This is a genomic window from Geobacter pickeringii (assembly GCF_000817955.1).
GTDB classification, from domain to species: Bacteria; Desulfobacterota; Desulfuromonadia; order Geobacterales; family Geobacteraceae; genus Geobacter; species Geobacter pickeringii.
The window spans coordinates 2,356,374-2,370,219 of the sequence record NZ_CP009788.1; the positions used below are offsets into that span (position 1 = coordinate 2,356,374).

Here is a 13,846-nt window from a genome sequence, read left to right on the forward strand (position 1 = left end):
CCCCGGCGCAGGCCGGGGCTTCATAGTCAGACAGGGATTCGACGGGCGCCCTGCTCAGATGCCGCAACCGCAGCCGCGGCTGCAACGGACGCCGGGCATGTGAATCGGCTTGATGAAGGCGGCTTCGGTCGCCGTCCGCAGCTCCTCGATGACCGCGGGGGAAACCGCCGAGTCGAGGGAGAGGAGGACCATCGCCTCACCCTGCTTTTCCCGCCGTCCCAGGTGCATGGAGGCGATGTTGATGTCGCTCACCCCCAGGATCGTGCCGATCTTGCCGATCATCCCCGGCCGGTCGCCGTAGGTGAGAAGGAGCATATGCTCCTCGGGGGCAAAGTCGACCTGATAGTCGCGCAGATTGACGATTCGCGGCATCCCCTCGAAAAGGGTCCCCGAGATGGTCCGCTTCTTCCCGCCCCCCTCGATGGTGAGGGTGATCATATTGGAAAAGGAGGGGGACTGGGTGGTCTTGTTCTCGTTAACGGTGATCCCCATATTTTCGGCGATGAGAGAGGCGTTCACCATGTTCACGTCCTGCTCGACCATCCGGTTCATGAGGGAGGCAAGGCCACAGACGGTGAGCGGCGTGCAGTCGTAGTGGGCAATGTTCCCGGCGTAGGTGAAGGTTACCGTATTGATGTTCGCGTCGACGAGCTGGATGACGAACTCGCTCATGACATTCGTCAGGTTGAGGAACGGCCGCATCTGGTCCATGAGGGACATGTCGAACCGCGGGATGTTCACCGCGTTCTCCAGGGGCTGGTCGTCGAGATAGTTGAGGATCTCCTTGGAGACGTCAACCGCCACGTTGACCTGGGCCTCGAAGGTGTTGGCTCCCAGGTGCGGGGTCACGACCACCCGCTCATGGGCGATGAGGGCCTTCAGGTCGTCGGTCTTCGGGGGTTCCACGCTGAAGACGTCGATGGCGGCGCCGGTGATCTTCCCCGACTCCAGATACTTGAGGAGCGGCTTCTCCTCGATGATCCCGCCGCGGGCGGCATTGATGATGATGACGCCGTCCTTCATCATGGCCAGCTCACGCTCGCCGATCATGTTGCGGGTTTCGTCGGTGAGGGGGGTATGGACGGTGATGATATCGCAGTTTTTGTAGATCTCGTCATGGGAGACGAGCTTCACGCCAAGGTCGTGGGCACGCTTGACGGCGATGTATGGGTCGCAGGCGAGGACCTCGCACTCGAACGCCTTGAGCCGGGTGGCGACCCGCCCGCCGACCTTCCCGAGGCCGATGACCCCGGCGGTCTTCCCCTTGAGTTCGTAGCCGGTGAAGGGGGCGCGCTTCCACTCCCCCCCCTTGAGGCTCGCGTTCGCCCTGGTCACGTTGCGGCAGAAGGAGAGGAGCAGCGCCATGGCGTGCTCAGCCGCGCTGTTGGTGTTGCCGAAGGGAGCGTTCACCACGATCACGCCGCGGGACGAGGCGTAGTCCACATCCACGTTGTCGATGCCGACCCCGGCCCGGGCCACCATCTTGAGCTTTTTGCCGGCGTCGAGGAGCTCCTTGTCCACGGTGGTGCCGCTCCGGGTGATGATCGCGTCGTACTCTCCGATGATGGCGTGCAGCTCTTCCTTCTTGAGGCCGAGTTTCACGTCGATTTCGACCCGCGGGTCCTGGGCCAGAAGTGCCAAACCTTCCTGGGCAACCTCGTCGGTAACGATGATCTTCATTGCTGCTCCCTTGTGTGAGTGGATTGTCGTGATGCGCGCTGGAAATGCCCTGGGGCAAGAAAGTGCTTTGCGAGGACGCGAAGAAGCGCTAATAATAGACCCGCCCATCGAAAAATGCAAGACCGGCAAGCAGCCCGAAGCGGTATACGCGGGCACTCAACCCATCGGACCGACCATGCAGCCTTACCAGCCATTCCACATCGTCCTCGTCGAACCGGAGATCCCCCCCAACACCGGCAACATCGCCCGCCTCTGCGGCGCCACCGGCACCGTGCTCCACCTGGTGGGGAAGCTCGGCTTTTCCACCGACGACCGGCAGCTGAAGCGGGCCGGCCTCGACTACTGGAGCGAGGTGGAGATCCACTACTGGGAGAGCCTCGACGAGCTGCAGCGGGCCTATCCTGACGGCAGGTTCCTCTACACGAGCAAGAAAGCGGCGAAGAGCCACGTGGAGGCGGGATTCCGGGAGGGGGATTTCATCGTGTTCGGGAAGGAAACGGTGGGATTGCCGGAGGAGCTTCTCGAAGCCAACCGGGAACATACGGTGCGGATTCCGATCTTCGGCAAGGTCCGCAGCCTCAATCTCTCCACCTCGGCGGGAATCGTCCTCTACGAGGCGCTGCGCCAGACCGGGAAGCTCGAAGGATGCTGAAGATCGGCATCCTCTACATGAGCCTGGCGCTCCTCTTCTACACCTATGCCGTCTTCAGCGGCCGGCGGGAAGGGCTCCATGCGAAGCACCTGATCGTCTTCGGGATCGGGCTCCTCTTCGACTACCTCGGCACCAGCGAGATGAGCGTCTACGCCCGGCTCTACGGCAAGGCCCCCGAGTGGCACAACCTCACCGGATTCCTCTCCCTGGCGGGGATGGGATTCCACTTTCTCCTCGCCCTCACCGCCGCCCTCGCCCGCCGGGCCGAGCGGGTCAACCGCACCTTCCACCGGGTGAGCCTCACCATCTATACCCTCTGGTGCATCGCCTTCGCCAGCGGTGCCCTGGCAGGGATGGGGCGGGTCATGGCCCGGCACTGAGCCCGGTCCGGCCGACCGTTTCGCCGCGGCGCCAGAGGATGAACCGCTCGTTCTTGCAGCCGGGCCGCCGTCCCTCCCAGACCTTCTCCCATCCCGCCGCGGGAGGGAGTTCCTTCAGCTCTTTCCTCAGCTGGTCGAGGTGGAAGGTGCAGTCGACGGGAGCCCCGACCTCCACCCGCTTCGTAACGACGCCTGCCCGATACTCGAACATCGCCCGCTCGGATTCGCCGAGCCCCTTGCTGGAGATGCAGGCGCCGGGAGGGAGTACCCGCGCGAGGGACGCCGTCACCTCCCGGTAGCTCCGCCCCGCATCCTGCCAGGGGAGCCAGAGCGTCATCGCCACCCCCCATGCCATGACCAGCCCCGCCCCCCAGATGACAGCGAAACGCTCCGGGAGATGCCGCCATCGCCTGACGACCAGTACCCAGCCGACGGTGTAAACAAGCGCCGCGGCCAACAACAGGGGGCGCACCACCGGCACGTGGGGGTGCTTCCGGAGGATCTCCCCGGCAACTGCCGCAGGGACACCGGCTGTCATGACGAGCCACCCCCCCCACAGGAGGAGCGCCGCCAGAGCCGGAACCACAAGCGCCGCACCATTGAGCCATGCGGCGAAACGACCGGCGAGCATTTTCTCCCCGGGGGTCGCCAGAAGCGCCAGCGGCAGGAGCAACGGCAGCGTATAGAGGCTCCGCGCATCGCGGGAAAGGCTCAGGAGTGCCAGCATGACCACGAATGCCGTGAAGGGGAGAAACAGCGGTGAATCGCTCCGGCGCCACGGCCGCTCCCGCCAGATAACGAGGAGCGCCAGGGGGAACGCCGGCCAGGCGTACCACGGCAGGGTATAGAAATAGAAGCCGACCTTGTTCTTGGGGCCCAGGTCGTTGTGCCCCAGGAACCGCCCGAAGTTCTGGACCCACATCCATTCGTCGAACAGGCGGGGCGCCTTGAGGTAGAGGGCCACGGGCCAGACAGTGAGCCACGGCACCACTGCTGCCAGGGCCGTCGCCAGGGTCGCGGCGTACCGGCGGCTCCGCCACTCCTTAGCCACCAGCGGGAGGGCCAGCGCCGTGAAGCCGAGAAGCCCCGGCGCCAGGAGCCCCTTGGCCATGAATCCCATGCCGGTGCCGGTCCCGAGGAGAGCGCCGCCGGCAAGGCAGCGCCGGCGACTGAGCGCCAGTCCGTAGAGGGCCACCGAAAAACCGGCAAAGAGAGCCGTATCGGTAATCAGCTTGTGGGCGGTGGGCTGAAGACCGATGCACCCCAGGACGAGAAACGCCGCTACCCGCCCCCTTCCCCTGCCGAAGAGCTCCCGGCCCGTGAGCCCGGCAAAGAGGAGCGCCACCAGCGAGTAGAAGCCGCCGGCAAGGCGCGCGGCATCGTGAAGCGGCAGGAGCGGCGAGAAGGTGCGGGCGAAACCGGCCGCCGTGATGAAAAAGAGGGGGGGCTTCTCAAGAAACGGCTCCCCCGCCAGCGTCGGTACCACCCAGTCTCCGGTCTGGAGGATGTGGTTGACCAGCCCCAGGGTGTACGGCTCATCGGCCTTCCAGGGGTCATGCCCCACGAGCCCCGGCACGATCCAGGCAAGGCAGAGCGCCACGACCCACCAGATACCTGCCGAACGGCCACTATCCTCCCCTTCATGCCCCGACGCTCCGACGGCTGCCGCTTCCTTCACTTCTTCGGCCACCGTCAGCACCTCCCCACCGCGCCGGCGGCACCGGAGTCGGGCTCCCGGGGAGAAAGAGCGTCCCGGACCACCTCGATGGCCCGCGCCACATCACCTTGACGGGGGATCATATCGGCAATGAGTTCGACGTAGCCCCGCTCCCGTACCACCTGACGGGAACAGGAGAAATTGAGATCAAACACCCAGGAGAGCTGGAGGAGCTTGAAATCGTTCAGGGTCCGGAGGGTGGCGAGATCGACCATCTCGCCCCCCAGGAGCGTGTCGACCACCGCCGGCGTGCAATGGGGGATGTCGGGAAAACCAAGACTCACGGCCGACGCGCGCTCCCCCGCCGGCTGGCGATAGAACTCGATGAAGACCCGCCAGATGTCCAGCTTGTCGGCATCACGGATCAGCCGGAGAAAAAGCAGGTGCCGCTCGTCCAGCCCCGCCGGGATGCGGAAGACGTTGTGCAGCCCCACGGTGCTGGCGATGAGCCGCCGTTCCCCTTCCGCGACCCCCGCAAGCACCCCTTCCTCTGCCAGAACCCGGGCGCCGAGGGCGGCGTGGTTGACCGACGCACTGTCCTTGAAGGTGCGGTAGCGGCGGAACTGCTCGAACCGCCCCACATCGTGAAAGAGGGCCACCGCGGCGGCGAGACGGCGATCGGCGGGTGCGAGGGCGAGAGAATCGGCGAGGAGCTCCATGGTGGCGCAGACCTGGGCGGTATGCTCCTCCTTGAGACGGATGTTCCGGTTGTCATCCTCGTTGTCGGTGTAAAAGGTGCGGCAATAATCGCGGAACCAGCAGCGGAGCGCGGAAAGGGTGGCATCATCCATTGGCAGATCAACTATCCTTTGTATCGTGGGTTGCGAATTCAACGAGGCGGCGCACAATGTTCGCCCCATAAACGGCGGCAAAGACCATCAGTGCTCCGTTCACCAGCCGCCGCCAGAGCGGCTCGGGAATCGCCGCGGCCCCCAGGAGGGTCAGCCCCCGGGAACTGCAGACGAGGTACCAGACCCCCGCCAGCGCACCGATGGCGGCGCCGGCGACGAGGAACGGGAACTTCAACCGGGACTCTTCCTTGCGATAGAACTTCACGGGGACGACCTCCGCATTGTGCCGTTCACTTCACGTCGGGAAGGGCGACGCGGATGCCAAGGCCGATGAAGGTCAGGCCGGCGAGGGCCTGGATCCTTCCGGCCACGGCGGGGGTACGGCGCAGCCAGTCGCCGATGAGGCCGGCACACAGGGCCACCGCGCCGAAAACCGTGATCGTCACCGCCATGAAGATCAGGCCGAGCCCCATGAGCTGGAGCCCGACGCTCCCGGAACCCGGAGCGACGAACTGGGGGAGGAAGGCGAGGAAAAAGAGGGTCACTTTCGGGTTGAGGATGTTGGCGACGATGCTCTGGCGGTAGATCGACCCGAGGGGAGGCGCTTCCGTGGATGCGCCGATCAGGGCCCCTCCCCTGCTGCGCAGCGCCCCGATCCCGAGATAGACCAGGTACGCAGCCCCCGCCAGCCGGATGACGGTGAAGGCAACCTCGGAGGAGCGGATGAGGGCCGAGATGCCGACGGCAGCCAGGGCCGTGTGAAAGATGCAGCCGGTGCTGAAGCCGGCCGCGGCGGCGAGCCCCGCCCGCTTCCCCTGGCTCACCCCCCGGGTGAGGACGTAGATGATGTCCGGCCCCGGGGCAATGGTCACCAGGATGACGGAAACGAAAAATACAGTCAGGTTGGTCATGGTCTCACCTGCACCGGCGGCTGCGGAGGCCGCCAGACACGGAAAAGGGGGCTTGCGCCCCCCTCCCACTCAATCTGCAAGGGCAGTACTAATCGTCGAAGTTCCCCGCCGGCCCCTTGTCGCTGGCGATGGTCTTGGCCCGCTCGACGATCTTCTCGTCGGTCCAGTCGCCTGCCTTCTCGATGGGGCTTCCCTTGGGGCCCACGTCATGGGAGCCGGCGGCGATGATTGCCGCGATGGCCAGCGGCGCGGTGTCAGCGGCATTGAGGACCTCGGTCAGCATCTTGTAGGCGAACTCCTCCACCCGCTTGGCCATCCGCTCGCGAATCTCGGTCGGCTGCGCCAGCAGCTTGTTCTCGAACGGAAGGTTCAGGTTTTTGTAATCCCCCTTCTTCCACCCCTTCGACTCGGCGTAGGCGACCACCTCGGCCCACAGCTCCTCGGTCATCCCCTCGCCGGCCACCTTGATGAAGTTGCCGGCGGCGTCGAGCTGGGCGTTGCCGTAATCGTTCACCTCAAGGCCCCAGGAGATCATCTGGAGCGCCGTGGCGACGTTGGCCTTGGTGGTGGCGGTCCGGTTGGCGATCTCCCGCAGGCGCTCGGAACTGTTGCCCGAGGTGCCGTGCTGGGCGCCGTTCACCTTGTAGGGGGCGAGGGCCTGATGGATCTCGGCGGTGAGCCCCACCTGGATACCGGCATCGGAGGCCTCAATCCCGTGGGTGGTGCCGTTGTTGAGGGCGATCCAGTCCGGGAAGATGCCGCGGGCGTTGAGTCCCTGGATGAGGAATTTCGCCTCGTCCACCGTGGAGAGCCCCTGGTTACCCTTGATCTCTCCCACTTCGGTTTCGAGGCCGGCCCAGGCGGGGATCGCCGGGTTGATGGCGAGGTTGGCGAGGAGGTTCTGGTCGTCGGGGAGGTGGGAGGCGTCGATGGCGATGGAGGTAATCCCCGCCTCGAACATGGTCGGGATCTCCACCATGGCCGCCTTCAGATCCTTGTCGTTCTTGATCCCGTAGTGGTCGGCGTGGATCGCCACCGGCACGGTGATGCCGAGCTCGTTGCAGAGGGCATCCACAATGCGGGCCATGTTCCAGTAGTTGACGGCGCAGTAAGCCTTCTGCCCCCCCTCGGACTTGGCGATCTCGATGATGATCGGGCAGTTGGCGCGCTGGGCGGCCATGAGGACACCGCGGATGACGAAGTAGTTGCGGCCGTTGGCAGCCATGGTGATCGCCTTTCCCTTGGCGATCATGGCACGGTCCACCACCTTGCCGCTCACGATGAGCGCCTTGGAGTTGGGGAAAAGCTTCTTGATGGTGGGCGGGCGGCCAACCTGGAGGGCCTTCTCGAAATCAGCGGAGTACTGTGCAGCCATTGCAACCTCCCTTTATGAGTAGTGAATAAATTTCAGCCGGACAAAATTCCGTCTTTCATAGCACGTAACCCTCCGTAAATCAAGTAACAATCGGCCTGAACGGCTACGTTCAACACAGCCGCGGCCATCCCTTGCAATCCCCCCCGCCCCTCCGTATAATGGCCCGGCTTGCAAGGAGAACCCCGTGCCCCAAACCGTACCCTTTCACGAATCGCTCCTCGACACCCACCTGCCGGTGGACGTCCGCACCCCTCTGGAGTTCGAGGAAGACCACATCCCCGGTGCCCTCAACGTGCCGCTCCTCACCAACGAGGAGCGGGTCGAGATCGGCACGCTGTACAAACAGGTGGGCCCCCTCGAAGCGCGCCGCCGCGGGCTGGAGCTCACGGCCCACCGCTTCCCGGCCATGGTGGCGGAGATCGTCGCCCATGCCGCCGGCCGGCCGATCCTCGTCTACTGCTGGCGCGGAGGACTGCGGAGCAAGACGGTTACGTCGATCCTCGACCTGACCGGCCACGACGCCGTACAGCTCGTCGGCGGTTACAAGGCGTTTCGCACCGTGGTGACGGAATATTTCGAGCCGTTCCGCCCTCCCGCCCCGCTGGTGGTCCTCCACGGCATGACCGGCATCGGCAAGACCACCCTGCTGCTCAAGCTGGCGGCGGCAGGACATTCCACCGTGGACCTGGAGGGGCTTGCCAACCACCGCGGCTCGGCCTTCGGCGAGTTGGGACTCTCCCAGAGCCTTACCCAGAAACGCTTCGAAACCCTGCTCTGGGATGCCTTCCGGCGGCTTCCCGCCGATCGGCCGGTTATCGTCGAGGGGGAGAGCCGGCGGATCGGCAGGATGACCCTGCCAGGGAACCTGTACGAGGTCATGCGGGAGAGCGTGAAGATCTGGTGCGTGGCATCGGTGGAGACACGGGTGGCGCGACTCATGGAGGAATACGGGCTTCCCGAATATCGCGAGGGGATGGCGGAGGCGCTCCTGCGCATCCGGAAGAAGCTCGGCGGCGACCGGTACGAGGAGCTCGCCGGCCATCTCGAGCGCTGGGAGATGGCGCCGTTCATGGAAGGATTGATCCGGGGGTACTACGACAAGCTCTACTACAAGACCCGGGAATGGACGGAGGACGCGACGATCGCGCTGGAGGATTTCGACGCGGCCCAGCGGGAGCTGGAACAGTTCCTCGCGACGCGCGACTGGGGCACTGCGGTACGCTGACATGGCCGGACGGAGCCTGCGCAACCTGGTGCGGTCAGCGGTTCTCGTCCTCGGAATGGTGGGACTGCTCCTCTCCCTCGGCTGGTTCTTCGCCGGGATCTACGGCATCGCGTGGGCGCTCTGCGTCGGGATCATCCCCCTGGTGGCCAGCATCCGCATCTATCCGGCCCTCGTCCTGAAGATGTACCGGGCCCGCCCCCTCGCCGCCGCCGAGTCGCCCCAACTCCACGCCATCATCCGGGAGCTCGCCCGCCGCGCCGACCTCGACACCGTCCCCCGCCTTCACTACATCCCGAGCACCGCTCCCCTCGTCTTCTCCATCGGCAGCGGCAGCAACGCGGCCATCGCCGTGAGCGACGGGATTCTGCGCCTCCTTACCCTGCGGGAACTGGTGGGGGTCCTGGGGCACGAGATGAGCCACATCGGCAGCGGCGACACCTGGGTCATGAGCTTCGCCGACGTGGTGAACCGCCTCACGCGCCTGATCTCGCTCCTCGGCCAGCTTCTGGTCCTGATCAACCTCCCCCTCTTCATCCTCGGCGAATACGCCATGCCCTGGGTGCCGATCATCCTCATGATGTTCGCGCCGACCGTCAGCGCCCTGCTCCAGCTCTCCCTTTCCCGCACCCGCGAATACGAAGCCGATCTCTCCGGCGCCCGCCTGAGCGGCGACCCGGCCGGCCTCGCCTCGGCCCTGGCCAAGCTGGAGGCGCACCAGCAGAGGCTCCTGAAGCGGGCCCTCATCCCCGGCCGCACGACCGTCGAGCCGTCGCTGCTGCGCACCCATCCGGTGACCGACGAGCGGATCCGCCGGCTCGCCGAGGTCGAGCACGAGCTGTACCCCGACCGGGAACCCCTGACCGGAGCCGATGGGGAGGGGGGGACGCTGGCTCCCCACCTGGAAGAGGTCACGCGAAGGCCCCGGCGCCACCTGAGCGGGCTCTGGCACTGACCATCGGCCCCCCCACCCCTCAGACAAAGGTGAACCAGGCCGACACCAGGCCGAGGGCGAGCGACGCTACGGTGGCGAGAATGCAGACCGCGGCGAGGAACTTGTCCAGCAGACTCTCCTGGCGCCGCTCCCGGTAGCCCAGCACGAATCCCACGACGATCCCGCCGACCACTCCACCCCCATGGCCCCAGTTGTTGATTCCCGGCACCACGAGGCCGAAGAGGAAGAGCCCCACCACCCATCCCCCCACCTCGCGAAAGACCGCCTGCCCGTACACCCCTCCCCTGCTCTTCCCGTAATAGAGGAGGGAGCCGATGAGCCCGCAGACGGCCGCCGATGCGCCGATGGTGTAGCCGACCCCCGCGACGTAGGAGAGGAGATAGCCGCACACCCCGGCCAGGGTATAGATCGAGACCATCCGCCAGGTGCCATACTCCTGGGCCACCAGGGGGGCGATCTGGCGGAGCGCCATCATGTTGAAGAGGATGTGCAGCAGCCCGCCGTGGAGATAATTGGCGGAGAGCAGTGACCAGAAGCGGCCATAGCGGTCGATGGGAATGACGCCGGTGGCGCCGAGGGCGAGGAGGCTTCGCCAGTCGGGCGAGAGCGCCGTGAAGAGCCCCCCCATGCCGGGAGCACGGCGGCTGACGAGAAGCGACACCACGAACATTACCACGTTGACGGTGATGATGAGACGGACGAGCCGGTCGGCGCTGCCGATGCTGCGGGTGAAGGGATTGTTTTTCAGCCAGGAGCCGGGGCGGCTCGTGCCGCACCAGGGGCAGGAGGGCTCATCGCGGCTGATGAGCCTGCGGCAGTTGGGACAGAGGATCGAGCGGCGCTCGGCACTGGTCATGGGAAAACCTCGTCGGTTGGGATCAGGCAGTCACCGTCGGACCGGGCCGCCGGACGGTGCGGTCCGTGTCGGCCGGGCAACGGGCAGTTACGGCATGGTACCGCGGATGGCCGCTCCGCGCAAGGCATGAACCGCAGGATGCCCCCCGAATCCCCCAAAAGAAAAAGCCCGCCGAAGCGGGCTTTCGTGCCGGTACAGGCCGGGTTACTTCTTTTCGTCGAGGAGGGAGACCTTGCCGTCGTCAAGATCGTACTTGGCGGTGACGATCTTGATCTTCCCTTCCTTGGCCAGTTTGGCGATGACCGGCGACCGCTTCGTCAGGCTCCGGGCGACGAGCTTCACGTTGGCCTCGCAGGCGGCCTCCACCAGTTCGGCCTTGCTCTTCCCCTTCGCCTCGGCCTTCGCCTTCCTCACCGCCGGCGCGATGGTCTTGACAATGGCGCCGATATTCCCTTCCGGCTTCCCCTTGGCGTCGACGGCGGCGGTCACGGCACCGCACCGCTCGTGGCCAAGGACCATGATGAGGGGAGAGCCGATGTGCTCCGCCGCGTATTCGATGCTCCCGAGCACGACGGGGTCGGGAACGTTCCCCGCCACCCGGACAACGAAAATCTCCCCCATGCTCTTGTCGAAGACGATTTCGGGAGGGACCCGGGAGTCGGAACAGGAGAGGATGATGGCGTACGGCTTCTGCCCCGTGGCGAGGGACTCCCGCTTTGCCGCATCGCTCTCGCGGCAGGCCCCCAGCTGTCCTTCCACGTAGTGCTTGTTGCCGTCCATGAGCCGCTGGAGCGCCTCGTCGGCCGTCACCCCGACACCGCCGCCGGAGGCGAACGCCACCGCTGCCGATACCGTCACCGCCGTACCGATGACAAAACGTACAATGCTGCTTCTCCTACTCTTCATGCGCAAACCCTCCTGACCGTAATGAGAATAGATAATTAATTATCACTAACCAAAACTCAAGTCAATCGCGGAGGCTTCGCTCAGGGGGCTTCCCGCACCGTTAGCGTCCGTCCGTCAGCCGCACCCGCAGTCGCCCCGCCAGATCGTCGATGAACTGGCGGGCGGCGCGCCCCGAACGGTTTCCCTTGCAGAGTGCCCACTGAAGGGCCTCACGGCGCAGCTGCTCCCGCTCCACCGGCAGGGAGAACGTTGCCGCATAGCGCTCCACGATCGCCAGGTAGGTCTCCTGGTTGAAAGGGTAGAAGCTCAGGTTCAGCCCGAAACGGTCGGCTAGGGAGAGCTTTTCCGATACCGCCTCCTCCGGATGGATCTCCCCCCCGAGATTCTCCTCCATCCGCTCCGGCATCAGGTGCCGGCGGTTGGAGGTGGCGTAGAAGAGGATATTCTCCGGCCGAGCCTCGATCCCTCCTTCCAGAAGAACCTTCAGCTCGCGGTAGGCCCCCTCCCCCTCGCCGAAGGAAAGATCGTCGCAGAAGAGGATGAAGCGCCGGGGGACGGTCCGCAGGGTGCCGATGATCGCCGGCAGGGTGAGGAGGTCGTCCCGCTGCACCTCCACGAGGCGGAGCCCCCGATCGGCAAAGCGGCGCAGGACCCCCTTGACACAGGTCGACTTGCCGGTCCCCCGCTCCCCCCAAAGGAGCACGTTGTTGGCCGAAAAACCCGCGACGAACTGCTCCGTGTTCCGCACCAGGTCCTCCACGGCAAAATCGATGCCGACGAGATCTCCGAGGTCGGGGAGGTGGGGATGCTCCACCGGCTCGAACGCCCCGCCGGTGCCGATCCGCCGCCAGCGGAAGGCGATGTGGCGGTCGAAGAGCTCGGGCTCCGGCGCCGCGGGGGGGACGGAGCGGTCAAGGACCCGATCCACCCGATCGAGAATCTGCCCGAGGCGGTCGGCAACGGCGTCCCAGCGGCCGATCGCGCCTTCGCGGTTGCCCCCCATTACAGCCGCCCCTTGATCCGCCGGAACTCGGCATTGTCCACGGCGGGGTAGCTCTTCTGAGGAAGGTCGGCAATCTCCGCCTGGACCCGCTGGATCCGCTCGGACGTGAGGGGATGGGAGGAGAAGAACTTGGCCAGCGAGGAGGGGTTGCTCTGGCCCATGCTGTCGAGCTTGCGGAAGAAGGTCACCATCCCCTGGGGATTGTAGCCCGCCTTTGCCATGGTCTCGACGCCGAGGAAGTCTGCCTGGTTCTCGAATTCCCGGCTGTAGGACATCATTCCCGCCTTGCCGAAGAGCTGGGCCGCCAGTTGGGCGAGGAGATTCGGATTGTCGCCGAGAACCAGGGAGAGGACCAGCGAGTAGCCGTACTGCTGGGTCATCTGGCGGGTGCCGTGGCGGGCCACGGCGTGGTTGATCTCGTGAGCCATGACCGCCGCGAGCTCGGTTTCGCTTTCGGCCGCCTTGAGCAGACCGGTCTGGACATAGACCCGCCCGCCGGGAATGGCGAAGGCGTTGACGCTGTCATCCTTCACCACCTTGAAAGCGAAATCGAACTGCACCTCCCGGGTTCCCGTCAGGAGCCGGCGCCCCACCCGCTCCACGTAACGCTGGACCTCCGGATCGTTCAGCACCTGCTGCTGTTTCTCGATCTCGGCGGCAAACTTGTTCCCCAATTCCCGCTCCTGGTCGAGTGAGATCAGGTTGAAGCCGCGGATGTCGCCCATGTTGGTGGCGCACCCCGCAATGAGGCCGACGGCAAGCAGCGGCAGCAACAACAGTTTCGCGAAACGCATGGTGATCCCCCTTTCGTTCAACGATCTTTCAGCGTGCATTCCCGCTCCCATTCGCCGTATCCTCCCCCCTCGATCTCCCAGAAGCTTCGGATGCGCCCCGCGTAGTAGGCGAGATCGTCGCACTCCCCGGCAATGACGGCGTCGAATCCGGGAGAGATGTCCCCGCGCTCGGCGAGGAAGCGGTAGAACGCCCGTGTGCCGGCCAGGTGGCCCGCCAGCTCCTCGACGGCCGGCTCGATGGTATTGACGATGTACCAGTTGCCGGCGAACTGCCGGACGATCCCCCGCCGCTCGTCGAAGAGGCTGCGGTGTTTGTAGCCGACCACGAAGTCGCGGACGTAGTAGTCGGCGCCGTTGGCGAGGGCCGTCGCCTCTTCGGGGGTCATCCCTGCTTCGAGGAGCGAGAAGTAGAACCGGGAGAGGAGCTTGCGGCAGAGGCCGTCGGCCCTGATCTCGTCATCGACGCTGACGATGGCGAAATCGTCCTTGTTGACGACGAGCTCTCCTTCGAGCTCCATGGCGGGGGAATAGGATTCGGACATAGGGTTACCTCGTTGATGTGTCTTTCCACTTCCTGATTAGCGCTAATCTTCCGCTGGACCCT

15 protein-coding genes are annotated in these 13,846 nt (G+C 65.4%); 4 read left to right on the forward strand and 11 right to left on the reverse strand.

Annotated features, from left to right (window positions below; genetic code table 11):
* Positions 1-54 precede the first annotated feature (54 nt).
* On the reverse strand, positions 55-1,680 hold the full coding sequence (gene serA, locus GPICK_RS10605) for a phosphoglycerate dehydrogenase (RefSeq protein WP_039742997.1): 1,626 nt from the start codon (positions 1,678-1,680) through the stop codon (positions 55-57).
* Between the two features lie 175 nt (positions 1,681-1,855).
* Here serA and GPICK_RS10610 point away from each other — a divergent pair, with 175 nt between their 5' ends.
* Together GPICK_RS10610 and GPICK_RS10615 are read left to right on the forward strand one after the other, a co-directional pair.
* Complete coding sequence (locus tag GPICK_RS10610; protein WP_039743000.1) at positions 1,856-2,332, forward strand: tRNA (cytidine(34)-2'-O)-methyltransferase; 477 nt, start codon at positions 1,856-1,858, stop codon at positions 2,330-2,332.
* Positions 2,326-2,712, forward strand: a complete 387-nt coding sequence (locus GPICK_RS10615; RefSeq protein WP_039743002.1) for an HsmA family protein — start codon at positions 2,326-2,328, stop codon at positions 2,710-2,712. The genes GPICK_RS10610 and GPICK_RS10615 overlap by 7 nt, the downstream gene beginning before the upstream one ends.
* Here GPICK_RS10615 and GPICK_RS10620 read toward each other — a convergent pair.
* From GPICK_RS10620 to GPICK_RS10640, 5 genes are all read right to left on the reverse strand, one after another.
* On the reverse strand, positions 2,696-4,402 hold the full coding sequence (locus tag GPICK_RS10620; protein ID WP_052263405.1) for an ArnT family glycosyltransferase: 1,707 nt from the start codon (positions 4,400-4,402) through the stop codon (positions 2,696-2,698). The two genes, GPICK_RS10615 and GPICK_RS10620, sit on opposite strands and share 17 nt — an antisense overlap.
* Positions 4,403-4,404: 2 nt before the next feature.
* Positions 4,405-5,220 carry an HD domain-containing protein gene (locus GPICK_RS10625; protein WP_039743006.1) on the reverse strand — a complete coding sequence of 272 codons (816 nt, stop codon included), beginning with the start codon at positions 5,218-5,220 and terminating at the stop codon, positions 4,405-4,407.
* Positions 5,221-5,227: 7 nt separating this feature from the next.
* Entirely contained in the window at positions 5,228-5,485 is a 258-nt protein-coding gene (locus GPICK_RS10630; protein ID WP_039743009.1) for a hypothetical protein, read from the reverse strand.
* 25 nt (positions 5,486-5,510) lie between these two features.
* Entirely contained in the window at positions 5,511-6,131 is a 621-nt protein-coding gene (locus GPICK_RS10635; protein WP_039743011.1) for a LysE family translocator, read from the reverse strand.
* A gap of 88 nt (positions 6,132-6,219) precedes the next feature.
* On the reverse strand, positions 6,220-7,506 hold the full coding sequence (locus GPICK_RS10640; protein ID WP_039743014.1) for a class II fructose-bisphosphate aldolase: 1,287 nt from the start codon (positions 7,504-7,506) through the stop codon (positions 6,220-6,222).
* A 184-nt stretch (positions 7,507-7,690) separates the two neighbouring features.
* Here GPICK_RS10640 and mnmH point away from each other — a divergent pair, with 184 nt between their 5' ends.
* Entirely contained in the window at positions 7,691-8,731 is a 1,041-nt protein-coding gene (mnmH, locus tag GPICK_RS10645; protein ID WP_039743017.1) for a tRNA 2-selenouridine(34) synthase MnmH, read from the forward strand.
* 1 nt (position 8,732) lies between these two features.
* On the forward strand, positions 8,733-9,683 hold the full coding sequence (locus GPICK_RS10650) for a zinc metalloprotease HtpX (RefSeq protein ID WP_039743020.1): 951 nt from the start codon (positions 8,733-8,735) through the stop codon (positions 9,681-9,683).
* A gap of 19 nt (positions 9,684-9,702) precedes the next feature.
* Here GPICK_RS10650 and GPICK_RS10655 read toward each other — a convergent pair whose 3' ends face one another.
* The 5 genes from GPICK_RS10655 to GPICK_RS10675 form a co-directional block, all read right to left on the reverse strand.
* A complete protein-coding gene (locus GPICK_RS10655) occupies positions 9,703-10,539 on the reverse strand; it encodes a rhomboid family intramembrane serine protease (RefSeq protein WP_039743024.1) in 837 nt (278 codons plus the stop codon).
* A 204-nt stretch (positions 10,540-10,743) separates the two neighbouring features.
* Complete coding sequence (locus tag GPICK_RS10660) at positions 10,744-11,445, reverse strand: carbonic anhydrase (RefSeq protein ID WP_039743027.1); 702 nt, start codon at positions 11,443-11,445, stop codon at positions 10,744-10,746.
* A 100-nt stretch (positions 11,446-11,545) separates the two neighbouring features.
* A complete protein-coding gene (locus GPICK_RS10665; protein ID WP_052263406.1) occupies positions 11,546-12,448 on the reverse strand; it encodes an ATP-binding protein in 903 nt (300 codons plus the stop codon).
* On the reverse strand, positions 12,448-13,242 hold the full coding sequence (locus GPICK_RS10670; protein ID WP_039743030.1) for a M48 family metallopeptidase: 795 nt from the start codon (positions 13,240-13,242) through the stop codon (positions 12,448-12,450). The genes GPICK_RS10665 and GPICK_RS10670 overlap by 1 nt, the downstream gene beginning before the upstream one ends.
* A 17-nt stretch (positions 13,243-13,259) precedes the next feature.
* A complete protein-coding gene (locus GPICK_RS10675) occupies positions 13,260-13,784 on the reverse strand; it encodes a hypothetical protein (RefSeq protein ID WP_039743032.1) in 525 nt (174 codons plus the stop codon).
* Positions 13,785-13,846: the final 62 nt, after the last annotated feature.